General features: G+C 65.9%; 14 protein-coding genes. 5 read left to right on the top strand and 9 right to left on the bottom strand.

Features of this window, described 5'->3' with window-relative positions; genetic code table 11:
- Positions 1-13 precede the first annotated feature (13 nt).
- The 4 genes from BRAD285_RS24690 to BRAD285_RS24705 form a co-directional block, all read right to left on the bottom strand.
- Positions 14-874, bottom strand: coding sequence for an ABC transporter permease (locus BRAD285_RS24690; protein WP_006610777.1), 861 nt, complete (start codon positions 872-874; stop codon positions 14-16).
- Between the two features lie 2 nt (positions 875-876).
- Positions 877-1,908 (bottom strand): ABC transporter permease, encoded by a 1,032-nt coding sequence (locus BRAD285_RS24695; protein WP_006610776.1) that lies wholly within the window; start codon positions 1,906-1,908, stop codon positions 877-879.
- Positions 1,909-2,139: 231 nt separating this feature from the next.
- A complete protein-coding gene (locus BRAD285_RS24700; RefSeq protein WP_006610920.1) occupies positions 2,140-3,759 on the bottom strand; it encodes an ABC transporter substrate-binding protein in 1,620 nt (539 codons plus the stop codon).
- Positions 3,760-3,856: 97 nt separating this feature from the next.
- On the bottom strand, positions 3,857-5,272 hold the full coding sequence (locus BRAD285_RS24705) for an NAD(P)-binding domain-containing protein (RefSeq protein WP_035645621.1): 1,416 nt from the start codon (positions 5,270-5,272) through the stop codon (positions 3,857-3,859).
- Between the two features lie 210 nt (positions 5,273-5,482).
- Here BRAD285_RS24705 and BRAD285_RS24710 point away from each other — a divergent pair, with 210 nt between their 5' ends.
- The gene (locus tag BRAD285_RS24710) at positions 5,483-6,379 is read left to right on the top strand and encodes a LysR family transcriptional regulator (RefSeq protein ID WP_006610918.1); all 897 of its coding nucleotides are present in this window, start codon (positions 5,483-5,485) and stop codon (positions 6,377-6,379) included.
- A 330-nt stretch (positions 6,380-6,709) separates the two neighbouring features.
- Here the strand turns inward: BRAD285_RS24710 and BRAD285_RS24715 are convergent, their stop codons facing one another.
- The 3 genes from BRAD285_RS24715 to hydA all read right to left on the bottom strand — a co-directional run bounded on the left by BRAD285_RS24715 (position 6,710) and on the right by hydA (position 10,086).
- Positions 6,710-7,471 carry an SDR family oxidoreductase gene (locus tag BRAD285_RS24715; protein ID WP_006612886.1) on the bottom strand — a complete coding sequence of 254 codons (762 nt, stop codon included), beginning with the start codon at positions 7,469-7,471 and terminating at the stop codon, positions 6,710-6,712.
- Position 7,472: 1 nt separating this feature from the next.
- Entirely contained in the window at positions 7,473-8,444 is a 972-nt protein-coding gene (locus BRAD285_RS24720; RefSeq protein WP_006612885.1) for an NAD(P)-dependent oxidoreductase, read from the bottom strand.
- Positions 8,445-8,616: 172 nt separating this feature from the next.
- Positions 8,617-10,086, bottom strand: a complete 1,470-nt coding sequence (gene hydA / locus BRAD285_RS24725) for a dihydropyrimidinase (protein ID WP_006612884.1) — start codon at positions 10,084-10,086, stop codon at positions 8,617-8,619.
- Between the two features lie 128 nt (positions 10,087-10,214).
- Between hydA and BRAD285_RS24730 the strand changes: the two genes are divergently transcribed.
- Positions 10,215-10,874: an aspartate/glutamate racemase family protein gene (locus tag BRAD285_RS24730; RefSeq protein WP_172889808.1), complete on the top strand. Its 660-nt coding sequence runs from the start codon at positions 10,215-10,217 to the stop codon at positions 10,872-10,874.
- A gap of 253 nt (positions 10,875-11,127) precedes the next feature.
- Here BRAD285_RS24730 and BRAD285_RS24735 read toward each other — a convergent pair whose 3' ends face one another.
- Both BRAD285_RS24735 and BRAD285_RS24740 read right to left on the bottom strand, forming a co-directional pair.
- On the bottom strand, positions 11,128-12,054 hold the full coding sequence (locus BRAD285_RS24735; RefSeq protein ID WP_006612882.1) for an N-carbamoyl-D-amino-acid hydrolase: 927 nt from the start codon (positions 12,052-12,054) through the stop codon (positions 11,128-11,130).
- A 191-nt stretch (positions 12,055-12,245) separates the two neighbouring features.
- Positions 12,246-13,475 (bottom strand): amidohydrolase family protein, encoded by a 1,230-nt coding sequence (locus tag BRAD285_RS24740; RefSeq protein WP_006612881.1) that lies wholly within the window; start codon positions 13,473-13,475, stop codon positions 12,246-12,248.
- 257 nt (positions 13,476-13,732) lie between these two features.
- Between BRAD285_RS24740 and BRAD285_RS24745 the strand changes: the two genes are divergently transcribed.
- The 3 genes from BRAD285_RS24745 (at position 13,733) to upp (ending at position 17,092) form a co-directional block, all read left to right on the top strand.
- Positions 13,733-14,989: a GTP cyclohydrolase II gene (locus BRAD285_RS24745; protein ID WP_006612880.1), complete on the top strand. Its 1,257-nt coding sequence runs from the start codon at positions 13,733-13,735 to the stop codon at positions 14,987-14,989.
- Positions 14,990-15,004: 15 nt separating this feature from the next.
- Positions 15,005-16,228, top strand: a complete 1,224-nt coding sequence (locus BRAD285_RS24750) for a URC4/urg3 family protein (protein WP_006612879.1) — start codon at positions 15,005-15,007, stop codon at positions 16,226-16,228.
- A 234-nt stretch (positions 16,229-16,462) separates the two neighbouring features.
- Positions 16,463-17,092: a uracil phosphoribosyltransferase gene (gene upp / locus BRAD285_RS24755; protein WP_006612878.1), complete on the top strand. Its 630-nt coding sequence runs from the start codon at positions 16,463-16,465 to the stop codon at positions 17,090-17,092.
- Positions 17,093-17,672: the final 580 nt, after the last annotated feature.

The following is a 17,672-nucleotide window of genomic DNA, read 5'->3' on the forward strand; positions in this document are numbered from 1 at the left end:
CTGATATCCGCCGTCATGTGCGCATCCGGGGATCGAGAATATCACGCAGACCATCGCCAAGCAGGTTGAAGCACAGCACCGCGCTCATCAGCGCGAGGCCTGGGAAAGCCACCAGCCACCAGCGCCCGGTCGAGATGAAGCGCGCGCCCTCGGCGACCATGATGCCCCATTCCGGCGTCGGCGGCTTGACGCCGAGGCCGATGAAGGAGAGGCCGGCGGCATTGAGGATCGCCCAGCCGAGATTGAGTGACATCTGCACCGCCATCGCCGGCAGCACGTTCGGCAAGAGGAAGCGCAGCACCACGGCGACATGGCTCTCGCCGCAGGCGCGCGCGGCCTCGACCCAGCCGAGGTTGCGGCGGATGTTCACCTCGGCGCGCGCGAAGCGGATGTAGAACGGCAGGTTGATGATCGCGGTCGCGATCACGATGTTCTCGACGCGGTTGCCGAGCGCGGCGACCATCGCCATCGCCAGCACGAACAGCGGGAACGCCATCAGCACATCGACAAAGCGCCCGACCGCCTTGTCGAGCCGTCCGCCGGCATAGCCGCAGAGCGCGCCGATCACCGAACCGATCGCGAAGGACACCGCGACCGCCGTCACGGCGATGGTGAGGTCGAGCCGGCTCGCCACGATCAAACGGCTCAGCACGTCGCGCCCGAGTTGGTCGGTGCCGAACCAATGCGCCGCACTGGGCGGCTGCAAGGCGGCGGGCACATCGGAGGCGATCGGATCGTAGGGCGCGAGCCACGGCGCGAAGATCGCCATCAACGCCAGCAGCAGCGCGCCGCCGGCGGCGATCGCCGTGACCGGATTGCCCCGCAGCACGAAGGCGGTGTGGCGAAGGGTCGATGAGGTCTCGATCGTGGTCATGCTCATGCCACCGTCGCGCGGGGATCGGCCATGCCGTAGAGCAGATCGACCAGCAGATTGACGATCACGAAGATCGTCGCCATCAGCAGCACGAAGCCCTGCACCGGCGCGTAGTCGGAGACCAGCAGCGCGTCGAGGGCGTAGGACGCGACACCCGGCCAGGAGAACACTTTCTCGACCAGCACGTTCGCGCCCAGCATGGTCGAGAACACGATGCCGGCAATGGTGATGACGGGGAGGATCGCGTTCCGCAAGGCATAGGTCACGACGATGCGCCACCAGGACAGCCCGACCGAGCGCGCGGTGCGGACGAAATCGCTGCCGAGCGAGACCAGCATCGAGGCACGGGTGATCCGCGCCAGCGGCGCGATCACGAACAGCGCCATCGTCAAGGCCGGCAGCATCAGCTGCCGCGCCGCCGCCCACCAGCCCTCGAGATCGCCGGCCAGCAGGAAGTCGATGATCAGGAAACCGGTCCGTTGCGGCGGCAGGCTCGCGAAGATGTCGATGCGGCCCGTGGGATCGGGCGCAATGCCGAACAAATAGTAGAACACGTAGATCAACAACAGACCGGAGACGAAGGTCGGCACGCAGACGCCGAGCGAGCAGAACAATCGCACGCCGTGATCGATCAGCGATCCCGGCCTGAGCGCTGCGATCACGCCGAGCGGCACGGCCGAGACCAGCGCGATCAGCAGCGCCGTCAAGGTCAGCTCCAGCGAGGCCGGCAGGCGCTCCTTGAGATCCTTGGCGACGGCCTGCCCCGTCATCATCGAGCGGCCTAGATTGCCGCTGGCAACGTCTGTCAGATAGATCACGAGCTGGTTCGGCAGCGGCTTGTCGAGCCCGAGCTGCCGGCGAATGACCTCGATCTCCTCCTTGCCGGCATTGGGGCCGGAAGCGAAGAACACGGCCGGATCCCCCGGCAGCACGCGCATCAACAGGAAGGTGAAAACCAGGACGCCGAACAGCGCCGGCAGCGACGAGACGAAGCGTCGTCCCGCCCGCAGCAGAGTTGCGCCGATCGTGGCCATCGTCTTTCCTTCTCCCAACTTGGTCCGTCCTCAATAAACCGCAGCGCCGGCCGCGACTTCCACCTCTCCCCACCGGGGAGAGGTCGCGCCGAAGGCGCGGGTGAGGGGGCGCCACGGCAAAATCATCCACTGTAACCCCTCACCCGGATCGCATCTTGCGATCCGACCTCTCCCTACGGGAGAGGTGCGCGCGCATGCAGCGCGCGGTCTACTCCGGTCGGGTCTTCAGTCCTACTTCCGGCTCAGGTTACGATAATCGACCTGCCGCGTGAACTGGTAGACGTAGCCGTCCACCGTCGGCTGCATCACCGCGTCCTGGGCCGCCTGCCAGATCGGGATCTGGAACATCTGGTCGAAATGGATGGCGTTCAGCGCCTTGCCCTCTGCCTCATACTTCGCCTTGTCGGCCTCGAAGCGCGCCTCCTGGGCGATCTTCTCCAATTCGGCATTGTCGGTCGAGGAGTAGTTCCAGCGCTGCTTGCCGGTGTAGAAGTTGCGGTAGAAGTAGTCGGTCGAGGGCAGACAGGCGACGATGCCTTCGATGAAGAACGGCAGCTTCTTCTCGTTGATGGCTGTCGACATCTGCGCATCCGGCAGCTTCTGGATGTCGACCTTGATGCCGATCTTAGCCAACGATTCCTTCACCAGCGCCGCCAGCGGCTCGGCGGTCGCGGCCTGGCCGACGTTGAAGCTGAAGGTGGTGGAGAAGCCGTCGGGCATGCCGGCGTCCTTCAGATAGGCCTTGGCTTTCTCCAGGTCGAGCTTGATCGGCTGCGGGATCGGATAGCCGCCGCTCGGCGGCTTGCCGTCGGCCCAGGTCGCGCCATAGAGCGGCGCGCCGCGGCCGAACAACGCCGCCTTGAACATGTCGTCGTACGGTAGCGCGGCAGCGATCGCGCGGCGCACATTGACGTTGTCGAACGGCGGAATGGTGTTGTTCATCGAGATGAAGGTCACCGCATTGTATTGCGGCGTCGAGATCACCTTCAGCTTGCCCTTGCCCTCCAGCGACTGCACGTCGCTGGCCTGCAGGTCGATGACGAGGTCGGCGTCGCCACGCTCGACGAGGTTGGCGCGCGTCGCCGGCTCCGGCACCGACTGGATGATGAGCCGCTTGAACGCCGCCGGCTTTTCCGGCGTGCCGCGGTTCCAGGCGTCGTTGCGCTTGGCGATCACCTGCTCGCCGGGCTTGAAGGTCTCGACGATGTAGGCGCCGCTACCGGCTGCGTTCTCCTTGGTCCAGTTCAGCGCCCACGGATCTTCAGCCGTCGCATGCGCCTTGGCGAGCTTGGAGTTGATGATGATCGGATAGACGGTGGCGAGGTTCGGCAGCGCCAGCTTGTCCGGCTTCGGCAACGTCACTTCGATCGTCAGGGGATCGATGACCTTGAACTGATCGGCCGAGGTCAGCGAGCCCGTCAGCAGCTGCGCCTTGCCGAGGATCGGCGCGGTGACGCAACGGTCGAGCGACCATTTGACGTCCTCAGCGGTGACCGGCGAGCCGTCCTGGAACTTGGCATCGGGGCGTAGCTTGAAGGTGATCTTCAGGCCATCGGCGCTGACCGAATAGGATTCGGCGAGCTCGCCGGTGATCGTGTCGAGATCGAACACCCACTTACCATTGAGCTGCTTGCGGCCGAACGACACCAAACGGTCGTAGCTCGACATCGACAGCGCGAAGGCTTCGCGCGTCGAGCCAGGAATGTTCGGATCGAGCGTGTTGACGGTCGCGCCGGTGACATAGCGCAACGTCTCCGCGCGACTCTGTGCATGCGCCGATGGCGCTGCGAGCGTCACCGCGAGCAACGCGGTCGCCGCGAACAACGAACGTTTGGACATCTTGAAACTCATCGCCCCTGTTCCCTCGCTAGTCTCAAAATCCGGGACTAAAACATCTGCCAGCAGTCCCCGGCGCTGCCGGCTTATCTGATGCACGCGTAGCAGCAAATCACGTGCCACGACGCACCTCGGCCTGTCTCACATCATAGGCCTGGAAGTTGGCCCAATGCTTGTCGATGTCGGCCGTGAACAATCCACGCGTCAGACCATGCACGAGCTTCGGCACCGCCGTCGTCATCGCGTTGATCGATGATCCCGATGCGCCGAAGCTCATCGTCGAGGCAATGGCGAACACATGGATGTCACGGATCCACGGCGTCTCGCCCGCCTTGCGCTCTGATAGCGCGTAGTCGTCGGCGAGATAGGGAAAGGCGCCGAGCCGATCATTGCGCTCGCTCTCGTCCGGCGTGTAACGATCCGACCAGCGCGCGATGTTGGTCGCGAAGCGCTGCAGTTCCGGCCGCTTGGTGAAATCCATCGAGATGCCGGTCGCGCTGATCACGAAATCCGTCGTGATCTCGCCTTTCGCCGTCTGCAGCACCACGCCATCAGCCGTCTCGCGCGCGGCGATCAAAGGCGCTCCTTCATGCAGATGGAAGGCGGCGTGGCGCGCGCAGCGATCGTAGGTGTGCTGCGGAAAGCCTTCGCGCAGCCCCAGCACTGCGTTCATGAAGCGCCAGCGCCAGGCATCGTCGAGCTCGGAGAAGTGTCGCAGGAAGCCGCGGAAGGTCAGCCAACGGTACGGCTGGATCAGCTGGATTTCCGCGCGGCGGCACAACAGATCGACGCTGTCAGCACCGGCCTCGAGCGCGACGGCCGCGTTGTCGAACGCGGACGCACCGGCGCCGATCACCGCAACACGGCGGCCACGCAGGCTTTCGAAATCGATCTCGGCGCCGGAGTGCACGCAACGCGTCGCGGGGAGATGGCGCAGCGGTTCCGGGATGCTCCAATCGCCCATGCCTTCCTGACCGGTGGCCAGCACGATCTTGCGCGCATAAAGCGCGGTCTCGCCGTCCTTGCTGCGCACCGTCGCCTTGAGCAGTCCATCAGCAGCGGGCGCAATGTCGACGACTTCGCAAGCATTGCGCATGGGAAGATCGAGCACCTCGCGATACCAGGCGAGATAGTCTGCCCAATATTCGCGCGGGATCAGATTAAGATCGCGCCAGCTGTCACTGCCGAACTTCGCCTCGTGCCACGCCTGATAGGTGAGACAGGGAATGTCGAGATCGGGTCCGGTAAAATCCTTCGGGCTGCGCAGGGTCGGCATGCGCGCATAAGTCATCCACGGCCCTTCGCGGCCTTCTTGCGCCTTGTCGAGCACGAGGATGTTGCTGACGCGCGAGCGCAGCAGCGCGAATGCGGTTGCAAGACCCGACTGGCCGCCGCCGACGATCAGCACATCGAGTGCAGCCCGGCCGTCGGGACCGGTGACGGGCGTCAGCCATGGCATGGTGGGATGCGCGATTTTCGCAAGATCGTTGCGAACCTGAGCCGTCAGCGCGGCGAGACCATCGCTCATGCCGGCCACCGAATGAAACACGCGCCATTGCGCGCGACACGCTTGCTGTCGCTCACGCCTTCTCCATCAGTCAGTTCACCCGGCCAAAGAAGCTTAGCAAAGCGAACCTCAAGCCTTCCATACCGATTTGTCCGCCGCCCATAACCGCTTGTTATGGGAGGGCCGCCGCGGGTACAGTGCGATCGAACTTGCAGCGAGACAAGAGGTCGCATGCCGCTCAACCTGCGCCAGATCGAGGTCTTTCGCGCCATCATGATCACGGGTTCGATCAGCGGCGCCGCGCGGCTGCTGTCGGTGTCGCAGCCTGCCATCAGCCGGCTCTTGGCCTACACCGAGGATGGGCTCAAGCTGAAGCTGTTCGAGCGCATCAGCGGCCGGGTGCAGCCGACCCCGGAGGCGAAGCGGCTGTTTGCCGAGGTCGAGCACATCCATCGCGGCGTCGCGCGCATCAACGACCTCGCCGACGAATTGCGCGCCGGCGGCACCGGCACCATCCGCGTCGTGGCGAGCCCGAGTGCGGGATACGGCATGGTGCCGGACGCCCTGGCGCGGCTGCGCAGCCGCTTTCCCGACCTGCGCGTCGAATTCGAGTCGCTCACGCTGCTGGACATCGTCAACCGCGTCGGCACCGCGCGCGCCGATGTCGGCGTCACCGTGCTGCCGGTCGACGAGCCCACGGTGGCGGTGGAGACCATCGCGGAGGGCGCGCTGCACGTGATCATGCCGGCGGATCATGCGCTGGCAAGACTGCGCAGCATCCGGCCGAAGGACATGCTGCCCTACCCGCTGGTCGGCTTCGGCCCGCAGACACCCTACGGCCACATCGTGACGTCAGCGCTCGCCGGCGGCCCCGAGCCCACGACGATCGTGCGCTACACGCCCGACGCCTGCGCCATGGTCCGCGCCGGCGCGGGCCTCGCCGTCGTCGACGAGTTCGTCCTGCGCGGCCGCGCCTGGCCCGATCTCATTGCGCGCCCGCTGATGCCGAAGACGCCGATGCGCGCGTATCTCCTGACGCCACGCTTCGAGCCGCTGTCGCGCAATGCGGCGGCGCTGGCGGATATTTTGAGAGGACGAGATCGGAAGGGGACGCCGGGGAAACGGTGACCGCTTCCGGCCGTTGGGATTCGACCTCTCTCCGCGCAAATGGTGAGCTCCCCTCCCCCTTGCGGGGAGGGGTCGGGGGTGGGGGTTCACGAGTCCCGCTCAATGTGAGGCGCACAACAACTGCTGGAGATCGAACAGCACAGAGAGGAGCTTCGCTTTCAGCGCCCCTACTCTGGAAGAGCCTTGGGCTTCAACGAAGTTCAACGCCCGGAGACCCCCACCCCCGACCCCTCCCCGCAAGGGGGAGGGGAGCCGACCGCGATCGTGGTGATGGCTTCGCTTCAAATCAAAATCAGGCGTCGCCTACCAGCTCACCCGAATCTTGCGGCGCTATGCCGCCAGCCAACCACCATCCACCGGCAGCACGATGCCCGTCGTGAACGACGCTTCATCGCTGGCCAGAAACAGCGCCGCCGCCGCAACCTCGTCCGCTTCCCCGAACCGCTTCATCGCGTGCCGCTGGCGCGAGGCGTCGCGGACCGGCTCAGGATCGGCGTGGCGCGCAAAACTCCTTCGCAGCAGCGGCGTGTCGATGGCGCCCGGGGCCAGCGCATTGACGCGGATGCCGTCGGTGGCGAAGTCGACCGCCATGGTGCGGGTCAGGCTGATGATCGCGCCCTTCGCCGCGATATAGGCGCTGTTGCCCTTGCCGCCGGCGACCGCGAGTTGCGACGCGACAGTGATGATCGATCCCGCCTTCTGCCGCTGCATGATCGGCACGGCAACCTTCGCCCATAGCCAGGTGCCGCCGACATTGGCGCGGAACACCGCGTCCCAATCGGCCGGGTCGGTGGTGACGACGGTGCCGCCACAGGAGAAGCCCGCCGCGGTCATCAGGACGTCGAGTCGACCGCGCTTCGCGGCCACGGCTTCAATGGTTGCCTTGGCGAACTCGGCATCACCGACATCGCCGATATAGACGCTGCCGTCGCTGCCCGCTTCACGCACCAGCGCGAGCGTCTCTTCGGCGCCAGCAGCATCGCGATCGACAAGTGCGAGATACGCGCCCTCGCGCGCGAACATTGCGGCGCTCGCGCGGCCGATGCCGGAGCCGCCGCCGGTGATGATTGCGACCTTGTCCTTCAGCCTCATCTCACTCTCTTCCGTACTGATCGAACCAGCGGCCGAAATGTTCGGCCGACGCCGCACAGTCGAACCGCGCGCGCCAGCCGAACTCGTCAGCGAGCCGCGTCGTCGACAGCCGGCCACGGACCGGCGCGAACACCGGAACGGTCGGCGTCTCGTCCTGCTGCGCAAGGCGACATGCGAAGCCGGCCCGACCGCTCGCGAAGGCGCGGCCCCAGGCCTCGGCCGAGAACGTGTGCTCGTTGGAGATGTTGTAGAGCGTCTGCTGCGGCTTCTCGGCTTCGAGCAGCAGGCAGACGGCATCGGCGACATCGACAGCATAAACCCAGTCCTTGTCGCCTAGCTCGTTCAGCAACGCCGGCTCATTGCGCGCGCAGCAGGCCGCGATCAGCGCCTGCGGCGAAGGCGTATCGCGCACGCCGCCACCGCGCTCGAACGGACCGAACACGGCCGACAGGCGCACGCTGATGACGTCAGTCTTCCAGAGGTCGGACAGCCGCGCAGCGACGCGCTCGGAGGTGAACTTTGTGATTGCGTATAGCGACACCGGCTCGCACGGCGTCGTCTCCTCCAGCACGGCAAAGCGCTGGCCACTGGCGCCGTAGGACGCGGCGGAAGACAGGTTGATCACACGCCGGACATCGCTGCTGCGGGCGGCTCGCAGTATTGGCACCTGCGCCAACAGATTGACCGCGAGGATGCGCTCGGGATCGGATGCATCACGCTCGGGACCAGCGGTGATCGCAGCGCCCATGACGACGGCATCGCAGCCAGCGCCGACCGCGGCTGCGACGGCGCCCGCATCGGTGACGTCGCCCGTGATCACCTGCAGCCGCTCACCATACGGCGCGAAGGCAAGCTGCGCCGCGTTCGGCAGCGGGGCCGCATCGAACACCGTCACGGCGTGCCCGCGCTCGAGCAGCCCTTGCGCGATGTTGAGCCCGACAAACCCGGCGCCGCCGAAGATCAGGACATGCATGAGGAAAGCCTCTCCATCGCGGCCTCATGGTTCGAGACGGCTGCTGGCGCAGCCTCCTCACCATGAGGATAACCAGCTACCACTCCGTGGGCCCTGCTCTCTCCCCTCATGCTGAGGAGGTCGCGAAGCGACCGTCTCGAAGGACGAGGCCCGAGATATCTCGCCATCAGGCTCACAGCAGCGTCGCCCCGAAATTCTGCTCCGGATCCATGTCCGCCACCAGCCGTCCGGTCGGCTTCGCGGCCTCGCCGCCGCTGCGGGCGAGGAACTGGCCGGAGCCGGGCTGCACCGAGACCTTGCCGCCATCGACGATGACCCGGCCGCGCGACAGCACGGTGACCGGCCAACCCTGGACGCTGCGGCCTGCGAACGGCGTGTAGCCCGCGAGGTCGTGCATGCTCTGATCAGTAATCGTCACGCGCTTGTCCGGATCCCACAGCGCGATGTCGGCATCGGCGCCGATCGCGATCGCGCCCTTGCGCGGATGCAGATTGTAGATCTTGGCCGGCGCCGTCGACGTCAGGTCGACGAACTTGTTGAGGCCGAGCCGGCCCTTCGACACCATCGCATCGAACAGCAGCGGCAGCCGCAACTCCAGGCCCGGCAGACCATTCGCGATCTGCTTGAAGTTCGGGTTCGGGCCGGCGCGCAGCTTGCCCGTCTCGTCGAATCGATACGGCGCGTGATCCGACGAGATCGTCTGCAGATCGCCGAGCGACAGCGCCTGCCACAGCGCCTCCTGGTCCGGCGCGCGGCGCGGCGGCGGGCTGCACATCCATTTCGCGCCCTCGATGCCCGGCTTGTCCAAATCGTCGGCGGTCATGAACAGATATTGCGGACAGGTTTCCGCGAACACCTTCAGCCCCTGCCCGCGCGCATCGCGGATGACCTTGGCGCCTTCCGCGGTCGAGACGTGGAAGATCATGATCGGCTGATCCACCAGCGCCGCCATGCCGATCAGGCGATTGAATGCCTCGGCCTCGGAGAAGCGCGCATGGCTGATGGCGTGGTATTTCGGCGCGGTGTAGCCGCGCGCCAAGAGCCGCTTCACCATCCAGGAGATGATGCCGTGGTTCTCGGCATGCGCGCACAGCATCGCGCCGCCCTCGCGCGCGGCGACGAGGATGTCGAGCAGCGGCTCGTCGTCGATCTTGAGCCTGTCGTAGGTCATGAAGATCTTGATCGAGCCGTGGCCCTGCCGGATCAGCGCCGGAAGGTCGCGCTCCAAGGTCTCCTTGGTCGGATCGGCGATGATCATGTGGAACGCGTAGTCGATGACCGCGCCCTTGCGCGCCAGCGCGTGATAGTCCTCGAGCACCTGCGGCAGCTGCATACCGACATGCTGCGCGGCGAAGGAGATCACGGATGTGGTGCCGCCGTACGCCGCGGAGGTCGTCGCGCTCTCGAACGTGTCGGCGTTGACGATGCCGGCCGCAGAGAGCTGCTCGATATGGCAATGGCTGTCGACGCCGCCCGGCAGCACATATTTGCCGCGCGCATCGATCTCACGCTTCGCCGGCCCCAGGCCGCGGCCGATCGCCGCGATGGTCTCGCCGGAGATGGCGACATCGGCCTCGAACGTGTCGGTGGTGGTGGCGACGCGCCCTCCCCGGATGATCAGGTCATAGGCCGGCTCGGTCATCGCGATCTCCTAGTTCTGCCAGATGGAACGGCGTGGACGGTGCGAGGCCGCGAAGGCCACCTTGCGTCCGCGGTGGCATAGTGGTTGCCTGTCGGGCGACGTCAACTCCGAAGAAGCAGGTAACACCCATGTCCCGCCCGCGCATCACCGTGATCAACCCGAACTCCAACCAGGTGGTGACCGACGGCCTCGCGGCGGCGCTCAAGCCGCTGATGTTCGCGGAGGGACCGGAGATCGTCTGCGAGACGTTGAAGGAAGGCCCGTACGGCGTCGAGAGCCAGAAGGATGCCGACAGCGTCGCGCTGCCGCTGCGGCGCTTCGTCGAGGGCGACAACGCGTCGAGCGCCTTCGTCATCGCCTGCTACAGCGATCCCGGTCTGCACGTGTGCCGCGAGGCCACGAAGCGGCCAGTGTTGGGCATCGCCGAATGCGGCGTGCTGACCGCGCTGACCCGCGCCGACACGTTCGGCGTGCTCGCCATCGCGCAACGCTCGATCCGCCGCCACATCCGCTATCTCCGCCAGATGGGCCTGATGGATCGGCTCGCCGCGGAACGGCCGCTCGACATGACGGTGGCGGAGACCGCGTCGGGCGAAGGCACGCTGGCGAAGATGATTACGGTCGGCCGCGCGCTGCGGGACGAGGACGGCGCCGGCGCGATCGTCATGGGCTGCGCCGGCATGGCGCGGCATCGCAAGGGGCTGGAGGATGCGCTGGGGATTCCGGTAATCGACCCGACGCAGGCCGCGGTGACCATGGCGCTGGGCGCGGTGGCGTTTGCGGGGTGAGTAGTTCGCAGTACAGTATTCTCCCGACTGCCCGGATGTGCCTCATCCGCCCCCTCACACTCCGCTGTCGTCCCGGCCTCCGAGCCGGGACCCATAACCACCGGCCACTGTGAGGCAGGCAACTGCCAGCTACGTCCCTCGACAGATTCCGCGGTTTGGGTCCCGGCGTTCGCCGGGACGACACCGAATTTGTAGCGGCGCTCTCGCCTCCATCTCACACGCTTCGTGGCTTAGTTTATCTTGAGCTACTGCCTCACTCAGGCGGCACCGCGCCGGTGCGGCTGGTGATCAGCCCATAATGCTCGATCCGGCGATGCCGCGCGAAGTCGAAGATCGTCTGCTTGCCGAAGCGCGTCGCATCCATATCACACGCCACCACCAGCACCTCGTCGCCTTCCGTCACGGCCTCCGCGACGATCTCGCCGTCCGGATTGACGATCAAGCTGCCGCCGATCAGATGATGGCCGTCCTCGTCACCAGCCTTGGCCACGGCGACAACCCAGCACGAATTCTGATACGCGCCGGCTTGCGCGGAGAGGCGGTTGTGGAACAGCCGCTGCTGCAGCCCCTCGGCTGACTTCAACGAGTTGACCGACGGCGTGTTGTAGCCGATCAGCACCAGCTCGACGTCCTGCAGGCCCATGACGCGATAGGTCTCCGGCCAGCGGCGGTCGTTGCAGATCGCCATGCCCATGATGCCGCCGAGATTGCGCCACACCGGAAAGCCGAGATCGCCCGGCTCGAAATAACGCTTCTCCAGATGCTGGTGGCTGCGCTGTGGCTCGAACTCCTCGTGCCCGGGCAGATGCACCTTGCGGTACTTGCCGACGATGTTGCTGCTGCGGTCGGTGAGAATGGCCGTGTTGTAGTGATGCCCGTCCGGCGTCAGTTCGGCATAGCCGAGATACATCGCCATGCCATGCTCCCTGCCGCGGTCGAACAGCGGTTGCACCGCCGCGTTGGGCATCGTCGGCTCGAACCAGGTGTCGACCTCGGCCTGATCCTCCATGTACCAGCGCGGAAAGAACGTCGTCAGCGCCAGTTCCGGATAGATGATGAGATCGGCCCCCTTGCGCTTGGCCTCATCCAGCAGCGCAATCATGCGCGCGACGACTGCCTCGCGGCTCTCGACCCGCTGGATCGGCCCCATCTGGGCAGCGGCGACGTTGATGATGCGCATTCATGTAGCTCCACAGTCAGTCCGTAGGGTGGGCAAAGCGACGTCTTGCTCGGTGCATCGATGCACGCCGGCGGAAGCGTGCCCACCGGGATCAAGCACCGTAGTCCGAGATGGTGGGCACGGCGCGCAATCGAGCTGCGAATGTCGCAGCACCTTTGAATGCGCCTTTGCCCACCCTACCGATCCCATTGTCACGCCGGCCGATGCAGCACGGGCCGCGTGCGGGAGAATGACGGGCGGCCGCGCTTCAGGCCCCAGAGCGGCTGCGCCAGTGTGGCCACGGCTTCCGTCGGATCGCGCGCATCGATGCAGACGAGATCCGCGGGCGCGCCGACCTTCACGCCATAATCCTCCATCCGCATCAGCTTCGCCGCGTCATGCGTCACCATGTCCAGGCAGCCGGCAAGATGGTCCGGGCGCGAGACGTGGCAGACATTGGCGTAGAGATTGGCCATCCGGATCAGCGAGCCGTCGCCATAGGGCGTGAAGGGATTGAGCACGTTGTTGGTCGACAGCGAGCAGGTCACGCCCTTGTCGCGCAGCGGCTGCAGCGGCACCACGCCGCGCGGGATGGCGTGATCCTGGCGGCGGCCCATCAGATGCAGATCGGTCGAGGGCAGCACGGTGACCGCGACGCCGGCGTTGGCGAGCTTGACAGCAATCGCATTGAAGCGCTCCGGCGGCAGCAGCGACAGCTGCGTGACATGGCCGACCGCTACGCGGCCGCCCCAGCCATACTCGTCCGTCTTGCGGCAGACATATTCGATCTGCATGTGATCGAGCGTCTCAGCGAGATCGAGATGCATGTCGATGTCGACGTCGTGCTCGCGCGCGATCGCGAAGATGCGGTCGATCTGCGCCGGCGGGTCGGTGTCGAAATACGGCGCGGCGCCGATGGTGCGCGCGCCGCGGCGCAGGCCCTCGATCAGCAGCTCCTCGGTGCCCGGATAGTTCGTCAGACCTTCCTGCGGAAACACGCAGATCTCGACATCGAGCGCCCAGGCATAGTCGCGCGCGAGCTGCTGGATGGCCTCGAACGCAATGAACCCGATGCCGGGATCGAGCTCGACATGAGTGCGCATCCGCATCGTGCCATGGCTGACGCAGCGCTCCACCGTCTGCTTCGCCCGGCTGTAGACATCGTCCGCCGTGAAGTTGCGCTTCGCCGCCGCCGTCTCCCGCACCGCCTCGGCCACCGTACCTTCCCGGATGGTGCAGCGATCGAGGATGCAGGTCTTGTCGAGGTGGATGTGGGTCTCGATGAAGCCGGGCACGACGAGGCAATGTTCGGCATCGCGCTCCTCGCCATCCGCCTGCAGCGCGGCCTCGATCGCCACGATCAGGCCTTTGGAAATTCCGATATCGGCGCGACGCAGCTCACCCTGCTGCGCCAGCACCGCGTTGCGAATGATCAGGTCCATGCCGCCTTTGCCGCCGACGAATCCATGCGCGCGCCAAGCTGGCGGTGCGGCGTCCAAAAGGCAAGCGCCATGCCAGCAGGCCTGGCCGCGCTGCATTGCAAGCCGGCGTCGTCACCATTCGTTTACAAATAGATCGCGCCCGGGACGCCCTTGTTTGCTGCGAAAACACTGCTATATTGGTGTATGGAAAACGTGAACGCTTTTTGCTCAGGCCCGTCGTCAAGGCGGGCCGTTGCCGTTTTGGGGGTAGCTGTCCGATGACTCGCTCCAACCGCACGGATCACATCCGCCTGACCTCGCACCCGGTGCCAGGCGCCAAGCACAACTTCCCGCTCCACTGGGGCGCCGAGACCGCGCGCGCGCGCGGGCCGATCATCGGCACGGTGTCGCGGCCGCAGGACCGCAACGTGATCGGCAGCCACGGCGGCTCCTACACGGTCTACCGCGCGCTCGCGGTGTCCTCGGGCGCGCTCGATCCGATCCGCCGCCCCGATCTCACCAACACTCATCCCGCCGCTACCATCGGCCCGTTCGGCCAGTGGCGCGATCCCGCCAAGATCGTCGCGCTCGACCCCTGGGGCCATCTGGTCGCCGAGAACTTTGGCGGCGAGATCGCCGAGGGCATCGACATCCGCCCCTCCATTGCGGTGACCAAGGCACGCATCGAGCTGCCGGAGCTGCACGCCGCGCTCGCGGCCAAACGCCTCGTTCACGACGGCGAGGTCGTGCATGCCAATGGCAGCGTCTCGGTGGTGAAGATCGCCATCGATCCGGTGTGGTACCTGCCCGGCGTCGCCGCGCGCTTCGGCACCAGCGAAAACAATCTGCGCCGCGGCCTGTTCGAGCAAACCGGCGGCATGTATCCGGAGCTGGTGACGCGGCCAGACCTGCAGGTGTTCCTGCCGCCGATCGGCGGCACCACGGTGTATCTGTTCGGCGACGTCACCAAGCTGAACGACTCCAGGACCAAGATCACATGCCGCGTGCATGACGAGTGCAACGGCTCCGACGTGTTCGGCTCGGACATCTGCACCTGCCGCCCCTATCTGATCCACGGCATCGAGGAATGCGTCGCCGCCGGCCAGAACGGCGGGCTCGGCATCATCGTCTACAACCGCAAGGAAGGCCGCGCGCTCGGCGAAGTGACGAAATTCCTGGTCTACAATGCACGCAAGCGCCAGGAGGACGGCGACGCGGCTGCGGCCTATTTCGAACGCACCGAATGCGTCGCCGGCGTGCAGGATGCACGCTTCCAGCAGCTGATGCCTGATGTCATCCACTGGCTCGGGATCAAGCGTATCGACCGCTTCATCTCGATGAGCGACATGAAGCATGATGCGCTGGTGGGACAGGGCGTCGACATCGTCGAGCGCGTGCCGATCCCCGACGAACTGATTCCGGCCGACGCCCATGTCGAGATTGCAGCCAAGAAGGCCGCCGGCTATTTCTCGCTGGAGCCGCAGAAGCCCGAAGCGCTCGGCGACACCGTCGGCCGTCCGCTCGAGAAGTACTGAGCACAGCGGCTGATCATGACCGACGTCTCATCCCTCCTGTCCGCCCGCGCCGTCCGCGAGCGGGCGCATCAGCTGCTTGCCCTCGGGCTCGATGACAAGCTGCCGCATTTTCGCATCGATCTCGGCAAGCTCGATGCGATTGCCGACCTCGTGCGCGACGTGACGAACAAGGCGTATCCGCGCGGCGAGGTGCCGTTTCATTCACGCTGGCGGCACTTCGTGGTCGGCGGCATCGATCGCTGGGCGGAGATCGCCGTAAAGACGCAATGGCCGGATGCGGCGGCGCGCGCGCGCGCCGAGTTCGATCTCGCCATCGCCAGCGTTCTGCTCGACGCGGGCGCTGGCGCGGCCTGGCGCTATCAGGACGCCGTCACCGGCGCGAAGATCGGCCGATCCGAGGGGTTGGCGCTGGCCAGCCTCGACATGTTTGTGAGCGGCGCGTTTTCCTCCGACGCGAAAGATCCGATGCGCGCCGATGCGGCCAAGCTGCAACAGCTCACCGTTGCCGATCTCGAACGCGGCTTCCAGGTTGGTCCCGACAATCCGCTGGTCGGATTGGAAGGCCGGGTCGCGCTGCTGCGCCGGTTGGGCGAGGTGACGGCTGCAAAGCCGGAGATTTTCGGAACAAAGGACGCTCCGCGTCCCGGCGGTCTGTTCGATCAGCTCGCCGTCGGCGCGAGAAATGGCCACATCGATGCGGCTTCGATCCTGCAGCAGGTGCTGCTGCAGCTCGGCCCGATCTGGCCGTCACGTCTGACGCTGCAAGGCATCGCGCTCGGCGATTGCTGGCGGCATGCATCATTGGTCACCGGCGACGAAACCACCGGTCTCGTCCCGCTGCACAAGCTGTCGCAATGGCTGAGCTATTCGCTGATCGAACCGCTACAGGGCGCGGGCCTCATGGTGGACAACATCGACGGCCTCACCGGCCTCGCCGAATACCGCAATGGCGGCCTGTTCGTCGACGGCGGCGTGTTGAGCTTGCGCAATCCCGCCGACGCCACGCGCGCCCATGAGGTCGACTCCCCGCTGGTGGTGGAATGGCGCGCGCTCACCGTCGCCCTGCTCGACCGCCTGGCCGCACTGATCCGCCAGCGCACCGGCCAGAGCGCCGAGCAGCGACCACTGGCCCGCATCCTCGAAGGCGGCACCTGGGCCGCCGGCCGCAAGCTCGCCTTCGCGCGCCGCCCCGACGGCTCGCCGCCGCTGACCATCATCAGTGACGGCACGGTGTTTTAAGGGGTTTGGACCAAACTTGCCGGCCTCGCCGCTCGTCATTGCGAGCGCAGCGAAGCAATCCAGGGGCCAGGAAGAAAGTCTGGATTGCTTCGTCGCTTCGCTCCTCGCAATGACGAAACTAATCAGTTGTTCGTAGGGTGGGCAAAGCGCAGCGTGCCCACCATTCCAACCTGAGCTAAGATCGCGGTGGGCACGGCGCCTCGCACCTTTGCCCACCCTACGGAGATGAAAACCATGGAAGGCGTCACGGTCGTCGATCATCCGCTGGTGCAGCACAAGCTGACCCTGATCCGCGACAAGTCGATTTCGACCAAATCATTCCGCGAACTCCTCAAGGAGATCGGCATGCTCCTGTGCTACGAGGTCACGCGCGACCTGCCGCTCACGGAAGTGGAAGTCGAGACGCCGCTGGCGCGGATGCAGTCGGCCAAGATCGCCGGCAAGAAGCTGGTGTTCGTGCCGGTGCTGCGCGCCGGCGTCACCTTCGTCGACGGCATGCTCGACCTGGTGCCGACCGCCCGCGTTGCCCATATCGGCCTCTATCGCGAGCCGCAGACCTTCACCGCCGTCGAGTACTTCTTCAAGGCCCCCTCCGACCTGCAGGAGCGCCTGGCCGTGGTCGTGACCCCGGTGCTGGCCACCGGCAACAGCGCCGTCGCCGCGGTCGACCGCCTCAAGGAGCGCGGCGCCAAGGACATCCGCATGGTCTGCATGATCGCCGCGCCAGAAGGCGTCGAGCGCGTGCGCGGCCTGCATCCCGACGTCACCTTGTGGACCGCCGCGATCGACGAGGGCCTCGACGACGACGCCTTCATCATCCCCGGCCTCGGCGACGCCGGCGACCGGGCGTACGGAACGCGGTAAAGCTTCCTCTGCTGTTACAGCGAGATGCAGGCGCCGTAGCCCGGATGAGCGTCAGACGACGCCTCTTCGGCGTCGGCGCGAGCGACATCCGGGTTCACCGCGACAATTCGTGAGAACCCGGATGTCGCGTCCGCCTCCGCCCTGTGGGCTTCGGCTTAGGCTCATCCGGGATTCGATACTCAGCATGGCCCCGACCGGCAAAACAAACTCCGCTGTCATCCCGGGCAAGTCACGGCAACGCGACAGCGTTGTCGGGACGCCGACCCGGGATCCATAACCACCGCTTTCCGATGTAAGCACGATGGAGCGTCGTTCGTCGCCAAAACGAGGCCCTGTGTTTATGGGTCCCGGGTCGGCGCCATGACGTCGCGTTGCGACGCCATGGCTTGCCCGGGACGACACTAGAATATGTGGCAGGACCTGATGTTTCCGTTCGCCACGGCGTCGAGCTCAGGAGCAACACTGCTCCAACAGTCGTCAATCGCACCATTAGATCGAGCCGCAGCTAGCAGACACTCTGATTTGCCCGACGAGCACGATCGGTCGCTCAATCGTGCCAAACTCCTCTGTGCCGCGGTCG

The organism is Bradyrhizobium sp. ORS 285, from assembly GCF_900176205.1.
In the GTDB taxonomy this organism is placed as follows: Bacteria; Pseudomonadota; Alphaproteobacteria; order Rhizobiales; family Xanthobacteraceae; genus Bradyrhizobium.

Coding starts and splice junctions, on each gene's coding strand:
- BRAD285_RS24690 (WP_006610777.1), bottom strand. CDS start 874: ATGACCACGATCGAGACCTCATCGACCCTTCGCCACACCGCCTTCGTG.
- BRAD285_RS24695 (WP_006610776.1), bottom strand. CDS start 1,908: ATGGCCACGATCGGCGCAACTCTGCTGCGGGCGGGACGACGCTTCGTC.
- BRAD285_RS24700 (WP_006610920.1), bottom strand. CDS start 3,759: ATGAGTTTCAAGATGTCCAAACGTTCGTTGTTCGCGGCGACCGCGTTG.
- BRAD285_RS24705 (WP_035645621.1), bottom strand. CDS start 5,272: ATGAGCGATGGTCTCGCCGCGCTGACGGCTCAGGTTCGCAACGATCTT.
- BRAD285_RS24710 (WP_006610918.1), top strand. CDS start 5,483: ATGCCGCTCAACCTGCGCCAGATCGAGGTCTTTCGCGCCATCATGATC.
- BRAD285_RS24715 (WP_006612886.1), bottom strand. CDS start 7,471: ATGAGGCTGAAGGACAAGGTCGCAATCATCACCGGCGGCGGCTCCGGC.
- BRAD285_RS24720 (WP_006612885.1), bottom strand. CDS start 8,444: ATGCATGTCCTGATCTTCGGCGGCGCCGGGTTTGTCGGGCTCAACATC.
- hydA (WP_006612884.1), bottom strand. CDS start 10,086: ATGACCGAGCCGGCCTATGACCTGATCATCCGGGGAGGGCGCGTCGCC.
- BRAD285_RS24730 (WP_172889808.1), top strand. CDS start 10,215: ATGTCCCGCCCGCGCATCACCGTGATCAACCCGAACTCCAACCAGGTG.
- BRAD285_RS24735 (WP_006612882.1), bottom strand. CDS start 12,054: ATGCGCATCATCAACGTCGCCGCTGCCCAGATGGGGCCGATCCAGCGG.
- BRAD285_RS24740 (WP_006612881.1), bottom strand. CDS start 13,475: ATGGACCTGATCATTCGCAACGCGGTGCTGGCGCAGCAGGGTGAGCTG.
- BRAD285_RS24745 (WP_006612880.1), top strand. CDS start 13,733: ATGACTCGCTCCAACCGCACGGATCACATCCGCCTGACCTCGCACCCG.
- BRAD285_RS24750 (WP_006612879.1), top strand. CDS start 15,005: ATGACCGACGTCTCATCCCTCCTGTCCGCCCGCGCCGTCCGCGAGCGG.
- upp (WP_006612878.1), top strand. CDS start 16,463: ATGGAAGGCGTCACGGTCGTCGATCATCCGCTGGTGCAGCACAAGCTG.